The sequence below is a fragment of the Gimesia sp. genome, assembly GCF_048262075.1.
Classification (GTDB): Bacteria; Planctomycetota; Planctomycetia; order Planctomycetales; family Planctomycetaceae; genus Gimesia.
Map to the genome: position 1 here is coordinate 26132 of NZ_JBLXFK010000001.1, position 17569 is coordinate 43700.

16 protein-coding genes and 1 tRNA gene are annotated in these 17569 nt (G+C 50.6%); 12 read left to right on the plus strand and 5 right to left on the minus strand.

Features of this window, described 5'->3' with window-relative positions; all coding sequences use genetic code 11:
• Positions 1–6: 6 nt before the first annotated feature.
• The 10 genes from ACN0YH_RS00120 (at position 7) to ACN0YH_RS00165 (ending at position 8361) form a co-directional block, all read left to right on the plus strand.
• A complete protein-coding gene (locus ACN0YH_RS00120) occupies positions 7–1308 on the plus strand; it encodes an O-acetylhomoserine aminocarboxypropyltransferase/cysteine synthase family protein (protein ID WP_417377523.1) in 1302 nt (433 codons plus the stop codon).
• 194 nt (positions 1309–1502) lie between these two features.
• Positions 1503–1575, plus strand: a tRNA-Lys gene (locus ACN0YH_RS00125).
• A gap of 1719 nt (positions 1576–3294) precedes the next feature.
• Positions 3295–3552, plus strand: a complete 258-nt coding sequence (locus tag ACN0YH_RS00130; protein ID WP_417377524.1) for a hypothetical protein — start codon at positions 3295–3297, stop codon at positions 3550–3552.
• A gap of 34 nt (positions 3553–3586) precedes the next feature.
• Complete coding sequence (locus ACN0YH_RS00135; protein ID WP_417377525.1) at positions 3587–4099, plus strand: hypothetical protein; 513 nt, start codon at positions 3587–3589, stop codon at positions 4097–4099.
• Positions 4100–4234: 135 nt separating this feature from the next.
• The gene (locus tag ACN0YH_RS00140) at positions 4235–4687 is read left to right on the plus strand and encodes a hypothetical protein (protein ID WP_417377526.1); all 453 of its coding nucleotides are present in this window, start codon (positions 4235–4237) and stop codon (positions 4685–4687) included.
• A gap of 52 nt (positions 4688–4739) precedes the next feature.
• Complete coding sequence (locus tag ACN0YH_RS00145) at positions 4740–5414, plus strand: hypothetical protein (protein WP_417377527.1); 675 nt, start codon at positions 4740–4742, stop codon at positions 5412–5414.
• 157 nt (positions 5415–5571) lie between these two features.
• On the plus strand, positions 5572–5883 hold the full coding sequence (locus ACN0YH_RS00150) for a hypothetical protein (RefSeq protein ID WP_417377528.1): 312 nt from the start codon (positions 5572–5574) through the stop codon (positions 5881–5883).
• Positions 5876–6499, plus strand: a complete 624-nt coding sequence (locus tag ACN0YH_RS00155) for an SMI1/KNR4 family protein (protein ID WP_417377529.1) — start codon at positions 5876–5878, stop codon at positions 6497–6499. The genes ACN0YH_RS00150 and ACN0YH_RS00155 overlap by 8 nt, the downstream gene beginning before the upstream one ends.
• Positions 6500–6625: 126 nt before the next feature.
• Entirely contained in the window at positions 6626–6883 is a 258-nt protein-coding gene (locus ACN0YH_RS00160; RefSeq protein WP_417377530.1) for a hypothetical protein, read from the plus strand.
• A 140-nt stretch (positions 6884–7023) separates the two neighbouring features.
• Positions 7024–8361, plus strand: a complete 1338-nt coding sequence (locus ACN0YH_RS00165) for an anti-phage deoxyguanosine triphosphatase (RefSeq protein ID WP_417377531.1) — start codon at positions 7024–7026, stop codon at positions 8359–8361.
• Positions 8362–8411: 50 nt separating this feature from the next.
• Here the strand turns inward: ACN0YH_RS00165 and ACN0YH_RS00170 are convergent, their stop codons facing one another.
• Entirely contained in the window at positions 8412–9209 is a 798-nt protein-coding gene (locus ACN0YH_RS00170) for a DUF2071 domain-containing protein (RefSeq protein WP_417377532.1), read from the minus strand.
• Between the two features lie 601 nt (positions 9210–9810).
• Between ACN0YH_RS00170 and ACN0YH_RS00175 the strand changes: the two genes are divergently transcribed.
• Both ACN0YH_RS00175 and ACN0YH_RS00180 read left to right on the plus strand, forming a co-directional pair.
• Positions 9811–10059 carry a hypothetical protein gene (locus ACN0YH_RS00175; RefSeq protein WP_417377533.1) on the plus strand — a complete coding sequence of 83 codons (249 nt, stop codon included), beginning with the start codon at positions 9811–9813 and terminating at the stop codon, positions 10057–10059.
• Between the two features lie 452 nt (positions 10060–10511).
• Positions 10512–10712: a cold-shock protein gene (locus ACN0YH_RS00180; RefSeq protein ID WP_002646585.1), complete on the plus strand. Its 201-nt coding sequence runs from the start codon at positions 10512–10514 to the stop codon at positions 10710–10712.
• Between the two features lie 154 nt (positions 10713–10866).
• Here the strand turns inward: ACN0YH_RS00180 and ACN0YH_RS00185 are convergent, their stop codons facing one another.
• From ACN0YH_RS00185 to ACN0YH_RS00200, 4 genes are all read right to left on the minus strand, one after another.
• Positions 10867–12222, minus strand: coding sequence for a fibronectin type III domain-containing protein (locus ACN0YH_RS00185; protein WP_417377534.1), 1356 nt, complete (start codon positions 12220–12222; stop codon positions 10867–10869).
• A 160-nt stretch (positions 12223–12382) separates the two neighbouring features.
• A complete protein-coding gene (locus tag ACN0YH_RS00190) occupies positions 12383–13822 on the minus strand; it encodes a DUF1501 domain-containing protein (RefSeq protein WP_417377535.1) in 1440 nt (479 codons plus the stop codon).
• Between the two features lie 15 nt (positions 13823–13837).
• Positions 13838–16699 carry a DUF1553 domain-containing protein gene (locus ACN0YH_RS00195; protein ID WP_417377536.1) on the minus strand — a complete coding sequence of 954 codons (2862 nt, stop codon included), beginning with the start codon at positions 16697–16699 and terminating at the stop codon, positions 13838–13840.
• A gap of 299 nt (positions 16700–16998) precedes the next feature.
• Positions 16999–17511 carry a hypothetical protein gene (locus tag ACN0YH_RS00200; protein WP_417377537.1) on the minus strand — a complete coding sequence of 171 codons (513 nt, stop codon included), beginning with the start codon at positions 17509–17511 and terminating at the stop codon, positions 16999–17001.
• Positions 17512–17569 lie beyond the last annotated feature (58 nt).

Below are 17569 nucleotides of genomic sequence, written 5' to 3' on the forward strand. Positions count from 1 at the left end.
TTAACAATGGATGCCGAAGCATTGAAACTAGCGACTCTGTGTCTGCATGGCGGCCAGGAACCCGATAGCGCGACCAACTCCCGCGCCGTTCCGATTTACCAGACAACCTCCTACACATTCAACGATACTGATCACGCAGCCAGACTGTTTGGACTGCAGGAATTCGGAAACATCTACTCCCGCCTGATGAATCCCACCTGTGACGTGCTCGAAAAACGACTCGCGCTGCTCGAAGGAGGAGCCGGCGCTCTGGCGGTTGCCTCCGGTCAGGCAGCAGAAACTCTGGCGATTCTGAACATCGTCGAGTCCGGTCAGAACATTGTTTCCTCATCCAGTCTGTATGGCGGAACCTACAATCTGTTCCACTACACATTCCCCAAATTTGGTATTCAGACCAAGTTCGTCGATCAGAGCGATCCCGAGAACTTCAAGAATGCCATCGACGAAAATACCCGCTGCGTCTATGTCGAAGCCATCGGCAATCCCCGCTGTGACATTCCCGACTTCGAAGCCATCGCCGAGATCGCCCACGAAGCAGGTATCCCACTGATCGTGGATACGACGCTGGCCTCCCCTGCTCTGGTTCGTCCCTTTGAGCATGGAGCCGATATTATTGTAGCATCCTGTACCAAATTCATTGGTGGTCACGGGACTTCGATCGGCGGAATCATCATCGAAAAAGGGGGCTTCCCCTGGGATAATGGAAAATTCCCGGGCATGACCGAACCCGATCCCAGCTATCATGGTCTTAAATTCTATGAGACCTTTGGTGGCATGAATATCGCCTATGTCCTGAAGATCCGCGTGCAACTGCTACGGGATCTGGGACCGGCTATGAGTCCGTTCAACGCCTTCCAGTTCCTGCAGGGGCTGGAAACGCTGCACCTGCGAATGGAGCGTCACAGCCAGAACGCCATGGCTGTCGCGAAATTCCTGGATAGCCATCCCAAGGTCTCCTGGGTCAACTATGCCGGTCTGGAATCACATCCGTCCTACAAACTGGCTCAGAAGTATTTACCCAAGGGAGCCGGGGCTGTCTTCGGCTTTGGTATTCAGGGAGCAACTCCTGAAGAACAGCAGGCCAATGGTGTGAAGCTGATTAACAGCGTCAAGCTGTTCTCACATCTGGCCAACGTGGGAGACAGTAAATCCTTGATTATTCATCCTTCCAGCACAACGCATCAGCAGTTAACGCCGGAAGAACAGGCCAGCTCCGGCGTCACACCTGATTTCATCAGGCTGTCCGTCGGAACCGAAGATCAGGAAGACCTGATCAATGATCTCAAACAGGCTCTGGATCAGATCTGATCCCGGCCCGTTTAACGGAAGTTCAGATTATATGCAGGAGTCGGCTGTGAAATCGCAGCCGACTCCTGATTTTCAAATAAGTTTATCGATGTTGAACGACCTCTCGGACGATAATTATTCTTATCACCAGAGAGAAGATGCCGCGTACTCTTGCCGGATGATTTACACCGAACTAGAATACGCAAGACAATAACGCCCTTGTAGCTCAATCGGCAGAGCAACTGACTCTTAATCAGTAGGTTCTAGGTTCGATTCCTAGCGGGGGCACTTTGAAGCCTTGTGTTTGCTGCATTTGTGGCAACCCCAGGGCTTTTTATTTTATATCCGGCTCATGTGGGGGGCATTAATGTCCTGCTTTCAAGTTTCGGGTTATAATTAATAAACGCGGGGGTTCCAGGCTTTTTTTATAAAGGGTCAATCAAGGAGTTAGACAAGATGCTCACTTGTCCTGCCTGTTTTCAGACCATGGTGAATATCAATTCTGATGCAGAAGCGTCCGAAAAACTGGTATGTAAAAATAATCGTTGCCTGAATTCGATCTTTCACTCTGAGGCGAAATGCCCAGAATGCGACGCACCCCCTGTCAAAATATTAAGAGGCAGTAACCACTACACCTCGTATCTCTGTGAGAATTCTCACGAATTTTCCGAGCAGCTCAAGCCCAGACCGGAACTTTATAAATAGTTCCGGCTCTCGATGTGCACTGCGTCAATTTCACTGCATCAAATCGACTTGACTCCGCCGCGCCAACAGCGATAAACGCTGAATTGTGTCGCGCGCGTGCCCAGTTTACAGTGCACTGAAACACGCGTCGCTTGTTCCTGATCTTCACCATAAAACAGCCCCTTTTTTCCAGATAATCAGTTCTCATAACAGCACCTGTTCCCAATGTATGCCTGCGGGTCGCCGCACATCGCAGAGTTTCGCCCCGAAACCGCCCCGGCGTCGCAATATATCGGACCCCTGTCAACAAATATCGCCACCCGATTCTGTTCAACTCTCCTTGACACCCCCGCGCCCCGGCAGAAAATATTCTCACGTACACGGAAATAAGGCTGATCCTGAAATCAGCGATCACACAAATAACAAAACTAAAGATTGGGTTGAAACAATCCATCATGCTTCTTCGTTGATCCTGTAGTAAAGTTACCGAAATTTCGTGTGGTTTCGTGCTTTTCGTGGTAGAAAAATATCGAAAAACAAACCGTCCGACAGTGATGGTGGGATAATCAGATTCCGCTTTTCACGCAGCATCATAAACGGGTAACCCCGGATGCAATCCGGGGCGAGCACCGCGAGCAGGAGGTTGCAGCTGTCTCGTTCATACAGAACCGAGTTTCCCATCCTAAGTATTCATGATCGTCAGATGGCACTGTTGGGGCTCACCCGACCGTAATTAAGATCAAGGCTCCCCAACCTGGCTCACAGCGAATTATAAAGATCAGCTCCGATCCTCGCAGATGAAAATCGCGAACCACTGACTGATGAAAAAGCAGGATTCCATAGGTGTCGGCGTTATTAACTATAAAACGTTCCCGATGAGCCATTAAGCGTTAGCTCCGGTTCGTTTACCGAGATATGTCAGAACCGCGGCTAATGCCGTACGGCTGATGTAAATGAAAGAAAGGGTGCCCCCGGATACAATCCGGGGGTGTCGCTGACAACAGGAAACTGTCAAAGCAATCGCACAACCAGGTTTCAAGTTACCGACTTCCCCTGCCGCAGGATACGGCTTCGTAAGCTCCTCCCGCCTGACGATGTTCGAACCGGTTCACGCCGTTACGGGAACCGATGAAACCACCGAATTCATTGCTTCTGCCACGAAAAACACGAACTGACACGAAAACAGCCAATGGGGCCTGTTCCCCGTAACAGGAACACCGTGCACTGCACCTGGGGCACGCTTTTTCAGAAATTGCGGTTACGTTTTGGATGAGATCGACTAAAATAGAACCGTTCACATAGATGACCACAGGAGGCCTTCCGATGTCGGGAAATAAAAGATTCATCCTCATGCGTTTTCTGTCCGGGGCGCTTCCTCTGCTGCTGGTTGTGTATGTCCTGAGTGTCGGGCCTGTTTCCGGATATTTATCGACTCCTTCGGGTCTGCGAGGTGATGTCTCTCCTGAAACGATTGAACGTCTCAAGTATTTCTATGCTCCCATAACCTGGGCAGTAAACAGCAGTGATTTAATATTGAAAATCGCTGGTAAATACGTCGAGTTCTGGCACCGCATTCTGTAGCACCACCTGGCTTCTGACAGGAAATGGAGTTCCGATGAAAATAACAATCTTACTCATGCTCAGCTTTTTCAGCATCTGCGTAACTGCAGCAGCCGAGGATCTCTACCTGCTGCGGCTGGACGCAGTCGGTTATGACAAATCTGCCGAGGAGTCCCCTCAGGAGAAAGTCATGCAAAGTATCGAAGTGGTGGCGCGCCTCAATGAACTGTTTCACAGCAAAGTCAAAACCGGTCCGGAGACACAACTGCTGTCGGGCAAATTCTATGCTGAAGAAGGGGAATTAAAAGTACGCCTGCACTACCAGCGACTGCTTGATGTGGGGAATGTCGTGCCCGTTTCCATCGACAGGGATGGCACCGTCATCACCGAACCCGTACTGGATCGAAGTGAAATCCAAACGACAGTCGCAGTGAAACTCAACACAGAGACCTGGGTCGGCAGGTTTGAAATAGACTCAGATAGCACACAGGGATCGACCAGGACCAGTTCCAAGTCGAAAGTGAACTATCAGTTGTTTCTCTCCCATTACAAACCTCCCGCGGAATAACGTTGAATGCTGTCCGCTGTCTGATATGATTCAGGCAGAAATAACAGTCTCAATAGACACGTGGTTCGATCAGAGGAACAGTTTCTTTCACAACGATTTGACAGGCGATCGATGCCTGGCCATCGGGAGACAGACATGAGTGATTTAAGTAGAAGAGATGCCGTCAAAATGGTCGCAGGGCTCGGTCTGGGTATGGGGGCACTGGCAGCACAAGATGCTGCGGGCGCGGAGACCGCTCAGCCGGAAGACAAAATGCTGCAGGATGCCCTCGAAAATCCGGCCCGGTTCATGTTCACGGCTCAGCGGACTTTCAAGACCACGCCATCTGGATACCGTCTCTTTTTCACCTCGGCCCTGCGAAAACCGACCGATCTCAAGGAAGGAGTCAGCATGCTGCCGGCGTCGATGCGGATCTTCCGGGCCAATGCCGATCAGGACGACTTTACCCGCAGAGGGGGACTCTACTGGAAGTGTGGCAAAGAGGAAGGACAGATCCAGTTCAAAAATCCGGGGGAATTGATCATGGCCGTTTACGATCAGGCTGGTACCGTCAACTGCTACTCCCTGTTTTACGACGTGCGCTGCTGAATCTTTTTTTGAGTCCCCTCTCAAAACGGGAAGACAAACGGGAAGACAGACGATGATTGATCGTGAAAGACGCAACCAGCTGGCGGCACTGATACGCCGTTATCTTGATGGACGAGCAGATGCTTCTGATTTCGAAAAGTGTCAATTAGAAAATTACATTTCCGCTGATCAAGCTATTTATCATGTTTCGTTAGAGCTCTCGTATTACTCAGAGAATGCTGCGAGCACTCTATCAAAACAGGATTGGGATTACATTCATCGCCTGCTGCTGCTCCTGGATTCCAATTCAACGGTTTCCTGGAAAGCTGCCCCTTACCGACTCTGGACACAGCCTGTCGCAGAAGCTCTGTTAGTTACCTGTCTGTTCATCGCGCTGTTAACCGGTTTCACACTACATTTATTCCTGTACTTTATTCCTATAGGGCTCGCCACAATTCTGCTGGCGCTTCTTCAGTCACCCAGTTCAGAAGTCCGGCCATTTGAGGAAGTTGTGTCCCCCTTTCAATCCATTGCTGATCTAGGCATTGCTTATGACTCGGCATACTTCGTAAAGCAACGTTATTCCGCTCCTGCAAAAAACAGGAATAATAGTTCCATTCTCGGATTTTTCGGAGCCGATGTATCGATATTATTCGTGTTTCTGATCTGGATTTGTATGCCGCCTTCTTTGCTGTTTTTTCTGTGCATTCTGGGACCAGATCACGAAGTTCAAGTCCAGCCGGCGTGACTATCGGTTACTTTCAAAATACGTCTCACTGGATCGAAGGCTGTTCCGGGTTTCAAAAAGTGGTTAGCATGGGCAGTGAAAATCACATTACTTAAATCGTCTGAGTGGGAACTGTCGGGAAACAAGAATGAAAACATAATATGCAACCCTGTTTTTAGTGGCCCTGTTCCTGCCAGGTGCTGTTGCCTGCCATTCTGAGCCAGGCATCAAAGCACAACTCAAAACGCTGGAATATCAGACAACTGTCTTAGAGGAGCAGATCGAAGAAATCACAAAGGTCATTTCAGATCGCGATCAAAACGTATTAGATCTGTTAACTGCGAATCAGAAACAGCTGGCATTGGCCGTCGATGCGCTGAAAGAAAAAGATACCGAGGCGGCAAAAATCATAAAGGCAGTCATACAGGACCAGCAGCAAATGCGGGATGAGATCAGTAGCCGATTAAAAGAAAACGGAACTGATGAGTAGCCTGTTTGAATCTGAAATTCGCACAGCGGTCGACCTGCTGCAGAGCCAGGGCGTTCACTTCGAACCGGGGCTTACAGATCAGGAAGTAGAACAGACAGAAACGACGTTTGGCTTCCGTTTCCCTCCCGACTTACGAGCGTTTCTGCAAACTGCCTTGCCGGCTTCCACGAAAACAGCAGGCAATCGACAACCCTTCCCCGACTGGCGAGCAGGAAATCAAAGTGATCTGCAAAAGCGATTCGACTGGCCCTGGGAGGGGATGGTCTTTGATATCGAACACAACGCGTTCTGGTTAGATGAATGGGGCAAGAAACCGGATGTGCTCCAGGCAGCGATGGAAGTGGCACACCGGTATGTGTCACAGGCTCCCACATTGATTCCCGTGTATGGTCACCGCTACATACCCGCAGCGCCTCGTGAAGCCGGTAATCCCGTCTTTTCGGTGCATCAGACCGACATCATCTATTACGGTCAGAATCTCTGGGATTATTTCGAGCAGGAGTTCGGTGAGCACGAAGAAGGCTGGTATGCGGGGGAACGCTATGCCGAATTTACAGAGGCACAATACGTCGCTGCGCATCGGGATATCCCCTTCTGGAGCAGGCTTGTTTCGTAAGCTTCGCGGCCTGTTCTATGAGTGAATTCATCCGCTACCTGCGCTGAAAACAGCGATTGCTCTTACGTGGATTCCCGATTTGATTAAACTATCTGCCTGATCAGCAACTCTAAGGGGAATCCGAACATGCCTGCACATCAACAAACGAAGGTCACCAGTATTCTGCGTTCGCTCTGTTGCATGCTGGGGCTGTTTATTCTGATTTATGTGCTCAGTGTCGGCCCCGTGATTGCCATTTTCAGTTATTCCACGGGTTACATGTCCCCCGATCAGATTCGCCTTGTCAATTTCCTGTATGCTCCCTTAAGCTGGCCTACCGAGTGCAGTGCCTCGTATCGAAGTCTGTTCCAGTCTTACGTTGATCTCTGGTTAAGGTTGATCTGAGCAGATTCGGCTCTCAAAAATTCAGTGATCGGTCCCCTGCTCTGGCCATGCTTCTGATTTGAACCGGATGTGTGTATAATCCTGCACCGTGCTGACATAACAAGACCACCAATTCACAGGAAAACCGCTTCAGGGCTACGATGGAAGATCACTGGATATTACGCAGACGTGAGGATGAAGAGGGGCACCCTCGAAAAACGTTTAACGATCCCGACTCGGAGAACTTTGAATCACAGTTCCTGCGAGATAAAGCCCGGATTATTCATTCGTCCGCGTTTCGCCGGCTGCAGTCCAAAACGCAGGTCTTTTCGCTGGGAGACAGCGATTTTTACCGCACGCGTCTTACACATTCCCTTGAAGTGGCACAGATCGGCGCCAGTATTGCCTCGCATCTCCGGTTCTCTTCTCCTCAGAAACAGCTTTCCACTCTGATCCCCTCCAGCAGTCTGATCGAAGCGGTCTGCCTGGCGCATGACCTGGGACATCCCCCCTACGGGCATGGCGGCGAATATTCGCTGAATAAACACATGCACCAGGATGGCGGCTTCGAAGGGAACGGACAGACGCTACGCATCGTCTGCCGCCTGGGTGAGTTTTCCGATCATCATGGTCTGGACCTCACCCGACGAACCCTGCTGGGCCTGTTAAAATATCCCGCCACGCATTCGCAGGTGGCCAATTATGAAAAACTGCAGAACCACAGCGACGATTCTCCCTCGAAACTCTCGCTCTATCGTCCCCCCAAATGTATTCACGATGATGACGCCGATCTCCTGGCCTGGATTCTGCAGCCCTTCTCCGCCAGTGATAAAGCGATCCTCTCAGAGATCAAGACAAAACCGGGTGGTCATGCGAAAACGGTCCGCAAGTCATTCGATACCTCGATCATGGAACTGGCAGACGACATTGCCTATGGCGTGCACGACCTGGAAGATGCCATCGCGCTGGGACTCGTGTCGCAGAAGATCTGGGATGCCGAAGTCATGGAGCAGGTTCAGTCGTTTGAAGACTCTTACCTGGCGGATGTCGTCACCCGTTATACGGAAAAGCTGTTTTCCGGTTCGCATAAACAGCTCAAGCACGGCATCAGCAACATCGTGGGGGGACTGATTCGCGATACCGAAATCCGGGATCTGCAGTCAGGCGAACATGAGTTGATCCGTTATAATGCCTGCCTCAAAGACGACTCGGCTGCCATTCTTGATATCCTCAAAACGTTTGTCCTCAAGCATGTGATCCGTCAGCGTCAAAATCAGATTCTGGAAATCAAGGGCCAGATGATCGTCGACAAACTGTTCGAGGCCCTGCTGGAAAATCCGGAGCGACTGCTGAAGCCGGACGAGTATGAGCTTTATAAAACATCTAACTCGAAACGGGTCCTGTCTGACTATGTCTCGGGGATGACCGACCTGTATGCCAGCCGCCTCTACAGCAGCCTGTTTCTGCCCCAGTCCGGCTCATTATTTGACCAGTTTTGAAATCGAAGCAGACACACTTGTGTATGATGCTGTGAGTCAGCAGTTCCAGTTCACACCATCGTTGATTCCACACGATGCGGGGGCAGATAGATCGTGAATTCGGTCTGGTGCTGGATCAGAACGCTGTGTACATGGAGTGCCTCGCCCGGTTCTGCCAGACCCAGTTCGGTGAGCAGCTCGAAACGGGCTGTTTGAACCTGGCCGACGGTCGTCTGTAGTCGATCGTGCCAGATGGAATAAGAACCGAGGTGGCCATCCCGCCGATAGAAAAAGCCTTTGCGTGGATGCGTCAACAGTACCAGCCCCGATTCCAGATCGTCAAATCCGGTGAGTTCTGTCGGAGGCACGCCTGTATCGATCAGATCTACTTCCGCGTCGGCCCAACTGTTCGTGGCCTGCATGCGATAGGTCGTGTAGCGCTGTAACACAGAATCGAAGACACAATCAAATTCAATACGGGTCCGATGCCAGGGAAGTTTCCAGAGAAATCGCGGGACAGAGACGGTCCAGGAAGCAAGTGACGTTCCAAAGAACCAGGCGATGTGTTCGCCGGTTTCAGTATCCGTTGCGTACATCCGATAGTTGGTCTGCCCGAACCGCCACTTGAGCCACGGGATGCGGGCAAAGCGAAAGTCCTGATCGACAAAGGGAACCACGGAGACCAGTGCCCATTCCCGACCGTTGACTTCAACGAGATCCAGTTCAAAGCGCGAATGCATATGCGATCGGGCGATCTCGGGGTCCACCAGGCAGGTGATGATGGCAAAGTGTGAGAGAGTCGTATCAACGTCAATCCACCGGGGTGGTTGACGTGTCAGTAAGTCCTCATTGAATGCTAATGGTTCCATATTCAATCATCCGCAGAGGCAATATGTGTGGGAAGGTCTCAAATTGCCTGATAGAAACTGTAGCAGCTGATTTCTGGTTTGTCGAATGATTCCAGACGACTTCGATCGATGAGAAATCGTCATTGTGATCATATACGATAAGGAAACTGGCACCAAAACGGAAAGCAGGTGTCGCAGGTTGTCGCTGAATATTGAGAATTATGATATCTTTCTGAAACAGGACCGCTAAAATAATTAGACACGTTTCAATTGATCTTGTCTGGAGAAATTCCGCATGGCCGAGAGCAGGAAATTGAAAATACTACGTTCATGCGGCTCATTGGTAATTATTTTACTGTTGATCTATGTCTTGAGTTTCGGCCCGGTACTGGTCTTTCTGGAAGACCAATACGGACAAGTGCCCCGCGCGTATCATGCGCGGCTGGAAATGTTCTATGCACCTGTGATTGGGGCACTGGACAGAAGCGAATTATTCGCGAGCTTCTACACTGAGTATTACGAGCTCATTCGCTTAAGGAAATGAAACTCGGTAATCCCGGGAGAATCAGTCCCTGCAGGAATCCAGTTCCGCTGTTTCAGTTTTATTGAGGAGTCAGGATCTGTGAAAATCAGTCATGAACTCACCAGAAAAATCATCCGTCGTTGCGGCTACAGTATCGCTATCCTGCTGACACTCTATCTGCTGAGTGTGGGACCAGTCATCGCGGTTTGTCGGCAGTTTGCCGCCAGTCCTGTCGGGCCGACGCCCGGCATGTATTATATTGGCTTGTTTTACACGCCCCTGTTTTCGATCCCTGTTCTGGCTCCATTGACAGAATTTTATATCGATCTGTGGGTGAAAATCATTTGATGTATCAATACAGGATAGAGAGAATCATGCCGGGATTTCGCTATCTGGTCTCTGCTGGGCAAACGTTTCAACTTGAAATAGACCAGCAGGATCAACCAGTTGTTCGGTAAATAGGGGGCCCTGCGAATATCTTCCTGTTTTCATGCCTGTTTGGTGGTTCGGAACAGTATTTTTGGGACTGTCAGAAATAGTTTAAAGCCGTTTAGTCGAACTTTACAAAAAAACAGTACCAAGTATAATAAACCTGTCATGCAAGTATGACGAGCAGAGACAAGGTGTAGAATAACCTCCTTCGGGTCGTTCATCTCTTCCCGCTCCATTGTGCGTAGCTGGCCTACTACGTAAGTATCCGCTTCGATTTTTGTAGCTTTATCTGCTTTCATTATTTGACCATCGCCGGCTCTGTATGTGAGCTGTCGTGTGTCACCGGTTTATTTGGTTGGAGAGCAGAAATGCCACAAGGTAAGATTAAGAGAATTGTTTCAGATCGCGGATTCGGGTTCATTGAAGGCGAACGGGGCGACCTGTTTTTTCATTATTCTGAAGTACAGGGTGTGACACTCGAAGAACTTCAGGAAGGTCAGATGGTCGAATACGAAGTCGGTCAGGGTCGTAAAGGTCCCTGTGCGACAGGTGTGAAAGTTGTCGACTAGACTGTGTCCAGTTTTACTGTAGCGTCTCCAGGGCCATTTGGACCGAGTATACTAGATTAAGAGACGCTATGCTTAAATGTGATGCGCTCTGGTCATAGACCGCTGAACTCTACAGTTAAAACGCCCGGATTTCTTCCGGGCGTTTTTTATTGATTCAATCTTTTTTCGCAGAGCCTGTCCGTTCCGGCGTATCGGGAATCTGATTGATCAGCTTGTTCGGCCCCCCCTCACGAGAATTCTTACGTAGCGTAAACGCATCGTACAGGGTGCCTGTTGCAGTAAATGCCTGGTAGCGAATTTCTTTTGGTTCAACAGTAATCACCTGGTAGAGCTGGGTATCAGCCGCCCGTCTTAGAAAATCACTCTTTGCTTTGAGCTCATACATTTTGGGGCCACTCACTGAGACAGCATAGACTGTCCCTCCAGCCGATTGATGCGATGCCTTGCGTTTGGTGTTGCGCTGCAGTTGTAATCCCGTGCGACCATAAGAGTGGTCGTGCCCCTGCAGCACCAGGTCGACTTGATATTTGTCATAGAGCGGCTGCCAATGCATGCGAAGTTCCGGGTTGTCCCGCCCTTCACTGACGGAATTAATGGGGTGGTGATGTGTGATGATCGTCCAGCGGTTTGGGTTTTCTTTGAGGACGGTTTCCAGCCATTTGGCTTGTGCCTCAATGTCGTCCATCGAGTTCAGGCCAATGAAGCGTATTCCCTGGAAGTCGAGATAATAGACAGTTTCTTTCATTCCACTGGGACCGTTCTCCGGAAATTCAAATCGTTGTCGCCAGCGTCGCGCCAGATGTCTCTTTTTGGTTTTCTGTTCCTCAGCCGTCGGGTTCACACGATTGATGTCATACTCATGATTCCCCGGGATGGCCATATTAGTCAGCATCCCGTTAATCCAGCCTCCGGAATAATTCCATTCCCCCCATTCCTCATCTTTATTACCTCGATTAACCAGATCTCCCGCATGCAGCAGAAAACGGGCCTCGGGAGCGGTGAGTACCGCTTGTCGGATCACGCGTGACCAGAGCGATTTGATCTGATTCTGTGCATCGCCGAAGTAGATAAAGGTAATCGGCTCGTCTTGATCACTCAAGGTGCGAAACTGCAGCCACTCACTCCAGATGTCATCAGCACCGACCCGGTAGGCATAGAGTGTGTCCGGTTTGAGGTCGGTAAATGTGATCGCATGAAAATGACAGTCCCCCAGATCCGTTTTCAACTGACTGGTTTCCGCCTTGAATTGACGCGCTGTTTTGGCAAAGTCCGGCCCTGCTTCAGCGACGGCGATTTCTCCATAACATTTTGTAACGGAAGTGTCGGTTCGCCAGGTGACTGATTGAGCATGAGCGGGGTCTTGCTTCCATGTCAGCATGATTCGGTCTGGAACGGGAGTCGGCTGGTAAATCTGAGCGCCCGGTTCCTTAGCATCGATTGTATTTTGAACTGGCAAAGTGAAGCCAAGCAGGCTGAGTGTGAGAAACAGGATACAGGAGTGGTGGGACATGATGTGCCTTGGACTGTGAAACAGCGGGACTGTAGAATGGCAGGAGCCTGACGGTGATTGTGAGTCTGGTTATATCGCGCAGGGATATGACAGATTAAGTCTACGGACTGCAGATGTGGCTGATTTCATCGAATCTTCATTGAGCGTGACAGCAATTGTTTCAGGAAAAGAGTTCTGAAACAACGCGGCCTTCGACATCGGTCAGGCGGAAATCCCGGCCCGCATGCCGATAGGTTAAGCGCTCGTGATTGATGCCCAGCAGGTGCAGCAGCGTGGCGTGCATGTCATGCATGTGAACTTTATTTTCGACCGCTTCGTGGCCAAATTCATCGGTCGCGCCATACGAGAAACCAGCTTTGACGCCCGCACCACACAGGAAGTGGGTGAAGCCTTTGGGATTATGGTCGCGGCCGTCAACACCCTGCTTGAATGGATTACGACCGAACTCCCCGCCCCACCAGATCAGTGTATCTTCCAGCAGACCACGCTGCTTCATATCCTGGATTAATCCGGCGACCGGCTTATCGCTTGCTTTCGCATGAAATTCGTGTTTCTGGATTTTGCTGTGCTGGTCCCAACGGGGCGTATTGCCATTGTCGGCGTAATTCACCTGGATGTAGCGCGTCCCGGCTTCTGCCATGCGACGGGCCAACAGGCACTGGCGTCCAAAATCATCGGTTTCTGCCTGTCCGATTCCATACATATCAAATGTGGCCTTTGATTCTCCCGACAGATCAGTCAGCCCCGGTGCATGCTGCTGCATTCGGAAGGCCAGCTCGAATGAATTCACGACCGCCGCGAGCTCGTCATCTTCCTGGGTCGGCTGTAACTGGCTCCGGTTGAGTGACTGCAGGAGTTTCAATTGCTGACGTTGTTTGGCGAGGGACCACTGTTGATTTTTGACATTTTTAAAACGCGCTTCTTTTGCCGGCTGGGCGGCCCTTCCCAGCGCAGTCCCCTGGTAATGCGAAGGCAGAAACGCATTGGAATAATTGCGGGGGCCGCCGTTCGAAGAAGAAGGAGAAATGGTTATGAAGCCGGGTATGTTTTCGTTCTCGGTTCCCAGTCCGTAAGTGACCCACGAACCAACCGAAGGCATAATCAGGTTGGTGGTGCCCGTATGCAGGAACAGCGTACTCGGGCCATGCGCCACGCCGTTGGTGTGCATGCTGTGCACGAAGCACAGATCGTCCACCTGTTTGCCGATTTCCGGAAACAGATCAGAAACCCAGTGCCCGGTTTCCCCGTACTGGCGGAACTTCCAGAGGGACTGCATGACCTTTTCTTTGCCATAGCCGCCCGTCTTGGCGATCTTGCGGGAGTCCTTGAATTCTAGTTCTTCCCCATCTTTTTTCGCCAGCAGCGGTTTATAATCAAAGGTATCAACCTGACTGGGACCGCCTTGCATGAAGATAAAGATGATGCGTTTAGCACGCGGGGGGAACATCGGTTCCTGGGGAGCCAGCGGATTCTGCTGTGAGACGGAAGGAGTGTTCGCGCGGGCGGAATTCAGCATGCCGTTGAGCGCCAGGGAACCAAAACCACAGGCAGAACTCGCCAGTAACTGACGTCGAGAAACAGGTTGATGTTGTGGCAACATGGAGTCACTCCAGGTTTATTTAATATAGCGAAAATCGATGCAGGCAATAATCGTCTGGCAACAGGCGGTCCAGCGCTGGAGCTCGGTTGCAGAATCCTGCGCATCGGTTTGTTTGAGGAAGGAAACAGTATTGTTTTTTTCCGCCTGGCTGGGGAGTCGTCCCAGGGACATGCGAAACAGGGCATCAATGCGGGCCGATTCATTATCGGGGTATTTTTCCAGCAGTCTCTGAGCGATGTTCTGTGCCTGTTCGATCACAAACGGGTTGTTCATCAGGTATAGCGCCTGTGTGGAAAGCGTGCTGGTATTACGTCGTCCCACCGAGAGATTCGGATCGGGAAAATCAAAGATGGCCAGCAACTCATGCAGGCGGTTTCGAAAGACCGGCACATAGACGCTGCGAAACTGATTATGGAACTGGTAACCATATTCCGATTTTGTATCCGGGCGGATAGTCTGGCCCTGCTGTGACAAATCCAGCTTTCCACTCACGAACAGAATCGTATCCCGGATCGCTTCTGCATCCAGGCGGCGATGATTCTGGTGAGATAACAGCCGGTTGTCCGGATCCTGTTCGCGCTGCTCTGCAGTGGAATTGCTGGAGCGCTGATACGTTTTCGAAAGGACAATCTCGCGAATCATGGCTTTGGTCGACCAGCCGTTTTCGATCAGTTTCAAAGCCAGGTGATCCAGCATTTCCGGATGAGAAGGTGTTTCTCCACGAAAACCGAAATTATCAACCGTGCGTACCAGGCCGGAACCGAACAGGTGATGCCAGATTCGATTGGCATACACGCGGGCCGTCAACGGGTTCTGAGGATTAGTAATCCAGCGGGCCAACTCTCTGCGACCACTGGCATCAGCGGGGATGGTGGGGGCTTTCGCTGTTTGCGCGACGGTGATGAAGCCGCGAGGGACTTGTTTTCCGGGATGATGGACATCTCCACGAATCAATACATGATAGTCGGCTGGCTCGTCCTGCTCATAAACTGACATGATTTCGGGAACTTCGGGAGGGGCCGCCTTTTTGTGTTGTTCCATTTCCGTCTTGAGAGCTGCAAGCTGGTGTTTGGTTTCTTTAATCTTCAGCAGCGTCTGTTTGTATTCCGAGACCGCGGCCTGCTGTTGATTCTTGTCAGCAGCAATGACGGGAGCGGAGATAAAGCGGATCGCATCGACGATTACGAACCCGTCGGTTCCTTCGTTGGAAACGATGATCTCATCGTCTTCCGTACCTGAGAATTCAAACTCGCCGACGGATGCGAACGCACCGTCTGTCGGCTGGATTCGCTGGTTCAGATAAACGGTCTGCTTCCCTTTGGGGGTTTTAATCGTAATCGGGACTCGAGAAGCTCGCGATTCAGCCGAATTATAGGCCAGCTGGACATCATAGCGACCGGATTTGAGCTTGCGGGGAGAGAACTTTACCAGCTTCTTCCCTTTGGCAGTGTGCTGGTCGTGAATGTATCCTTTGCCGATAAAGTCTTTGTAAAAAGTGGATTCTTTCCAGTCGCCGATCAGCGTCGCAGAGGAATCATCCAGGGTGATCGTATTCAGGTTTGTTCGCAGAAGTTTTAATTCACCCTGTTTTGATTTGATTTGCGAAGTCAGGCTGGCCAGGGTCTGCTGATAGGCATCGTATTTTTCTTTATCAGGAGCCGGTAGCGGTAACAGACGTTTGGTCCAGCCAGAGACATTGCCGGGCGTCAGCATTTTGGTGCTGCGAAAGATTCCCGCCAGCGCGTAGTAGTCAGAAGCAGGAATGGGATCAAACTTGTGATCGTGGCAGCGTGCACAGCCCAACGTCATCGACAGAAAAGCGCGGCCGACGGTCTGGATCTGTTCGTCAATCACATCCATCCGCAGTTGCTCTTTATCCTGCTGTTCGTAGTTGGTCGGCCCCAGCAGCAGAAATGCAGTCGCAACCAGTTGTTCGCGCCGTTCCTGGTAGTCTTGCGCTTCCAGCAGATCTCCAGCGATCTGCTCGGTAATAAACTGGTCGTAAGGTTTATCGGCGTTGAAGGAATCGATGACGTAATTTCGATACCGCCAGGCAGAGTCATATAACAGCGAGCGGCCGCCCCCCGTGGATTGGGAATAGCGGGCGATATCCAGCCAGTAACGTCCCCAGCGTTCGCCAAAATGAGGGGATGCCAGCAGTTCGTCTACCAGCTTCTCCGTTGCCGTGGAACTCTGGTCCTGCAGATAGCGATCAATTTGAGCGGGTGTGGGAGGCAGACCGGTCAGATCGTAATACAACCGACGAACCAGCGTGGTGCGCGAAGCGGCAGGAGCTGGTTTGAGATTCTCCTGTTCCTGACGCGACCGGATAAAACGATCGATGTCGGTTTCATTCCAGGCAGCATCTGTGACAGTGGGGACAGGATGTTTCGTGATCGGGCGAAAAGCCCAGAACTGTTTCCCTGCTTCGATGTCGATGCTTTGTTTGACGATTTTACTTTCGCCATCCCGGGGATCCGGGGCACCCATTTCGATCCAGGTTTCAAAGTCGGCAATAATTTCCGGAGACAGCTTTCCGGAGGGAGGCATCTCAAAGCTTTCAAATCGCAATGATTCCAGCAGCATACTTTCTGCCGGTTTACCTGGTTCCAGAGCGGCTCCGGAATCGCCGCCTTTTAAGAGGCCGGCCCGTGTGTCAAGCAAGAGACCACCACGAATCGATTTGGAATCGGCGGCGTGGCATTCATAACAGTGTTTGATCAGGACCGGGCGGATCTTAGATTCAAAAAACTCAATTCCTTTGTCACTCACTTTTCCTGCAGCTTCCGCGCTCCAGGCAGGTGACATCAGACCTGACACCAGCAGTATCAAAACTGACAATCGTATCAGGCAGGTTTTTGGTTCAGTCCGCAACATTCAGCCTGCTCCTCACTCGGTATGGGGATGACCCTTCAGCTCGTCCATTTATCGGAAGTGAATCAACTAATGTTTATATCAGGATTTGAGACCGAAAACAACTCTTTTTCAGCCGGGAGACGCCGTCAAATTCCCTCTACTTCTGAACTTACGACGTTTGAATCGATTTTAGCGAGTACGAATTCAGACAGGACAAAAAAATACCCCCGATTCAGAAACCTGAATCAGGGGGAAACGCAAATGGCTTCGTGGCCTGCAAATGCATTCAGCGCAGAAAATCAATCAGCTTGATCTGAAGATCAGCTGTTTTTCTTTTTGTTTTTCTTACCTTTAGCAGGCTTCTTGATTTTAGCAAACTGATCAGCAGTTAAGACGCCTTCCAGTTTACCGATCACTTCGCCGTTCAACTTACGAATATCTCCGGTGACGGCTTTCATTTGTTTTTCCTGATCATCAGTCAGATTCAGAGCAGCATTGACGGCTTGACGAAGTTCCTTGCCTTTTTTACCGGCATCTTTGGCTTCCTTCATTGCTGCCCGACGTGCTTTGACTTGATCTGCTGTCAGAATCTCACGATTCTTTTTCTGGAGAGCAGCGAATTGTGGTGTGAACTCTTTTTTCAGCGCTTCGACTTTTTCCTTCTGCTCAGCATTCAGTTCGATCGTTTCAGGTAATTTCAAAGCCTGGATTGTGACGTTCGCCTGTTTTTTGTTGCCCTTCTTCTTTTTGGCACCTTTTTCGGCAGCATCCACAGATGCGACACATGCCATAATTAAAGCTACAGCCACAAGCGCTTTCGATACTTTCAACATTCTCATTCCCCCTCAGGAAATAATTATAGTATGCCAGACATCCTACATGGATCTTGGC

Excerpts from the sequence above, each read along its gene's own strand:
- ACN0YH_RS00120 (WP_417377523.1), top strand. The coding sequence starts at position 7 with ATGGATGCCGAAGCATTGAAACTAGCGACTCTGTGTCTGCATGGCGGC.
- ACN0YH_RS00130 (WP_417377524.1), top strand. The coding sequence starts at position 3,295 with ATGTCGGGAAATAAAAGATTCATCCTCATGCGTTTTCTGTCCGGGGCG.
- ACN0YH_RS00135 (WP_417377525.1), top strand. The coding sequence starts at position 3,587 with ATGAAAATAACAATCTTACTCATGCTCAGCTTTTTCAGCATCTGCGTA.
- ACN0YH_RS00140 (WP_417377526.1), top strand. The coding sequence starts at position 4,235 with ATGAGTGATTTAAGTAGAAGAGATGCCGTCAAAATGGTCGCAGGGCTC.
- ACN0YH_RS00145 (WP_417377527.1), top strand. The coding sequence starts at position 4,740 with ATGATTGATCGTGAAAGACGCAACCAGCTGGCGGCACTGATACGCCGT.
- ACN0YH_RS00155 (WP_417377529.1), top strand. The coding sequence starts at position 5,876 with ATGAGTAGCCTGTTTGAATCTGAAATTCGCACAGCGGTCGACCTGCTG.
- ACN0YH_RS00160 (WP_417377530.1), top strand. The coding sequence starts at position 6,626 with ATGCCTGCACATCAACAAACGAAGGTCACCAGTATTCTGCGTTCGCTC.
- ACN0YH_RS00165 (WP_417377531.1), top strand. The coding sequence starts at position 7,024 with ATGGAAGATCACTGGATATTACGCAGACGTGAGGATGAAGAGGGGCAC.
- ACN0YH_RS00170 (WP_417377532.1), bottom strand. The coding sequence starts at position 9,209 with ATGGAACCATTAGCATTCAATGAGGACTTACTGACACGTCAACCACCC.
- ACN0YH_RS00180 (WP_002646585.1), top strand. The coding sequence starts at position 10,512 with ATGCCACAAGGTAAGATTAAGAGAATTGTTTCAGATCGCGGATTCGGG.
- ACN0YH_RS00185 (WP_417377534.1), bottom strand. The coding sequence starts at position 12,222 with ATGTCCCACCACTCCTGTATCCTGTTTCTCACACTCAGCCTGCTTGGC.
- ACN0YH_RS00190 (WP_417377535.1), bottom strand. The coding sequence starts at position 13,822 with ATGTTGCCACAACATCAACCTGTTTCTCGACGTCAGTTACTGGCGAGT.
- ACN0YH_RS00195 (WP_417377536.1), bottom strand. The coding sequence starts at position 16,699 with ATGTTGCGGACTGAACCAAAAACCTGCCTGATACGATTGTCAGTTTTG.
- ACN0YH_RS00200 (WP_417377537.1), bottom strand. The coding sequence starts at position 17,511 with ATGTTGAAAGTATCGAAAGCGCTTGTGGCTGTAGCTTTAATTATGGCA.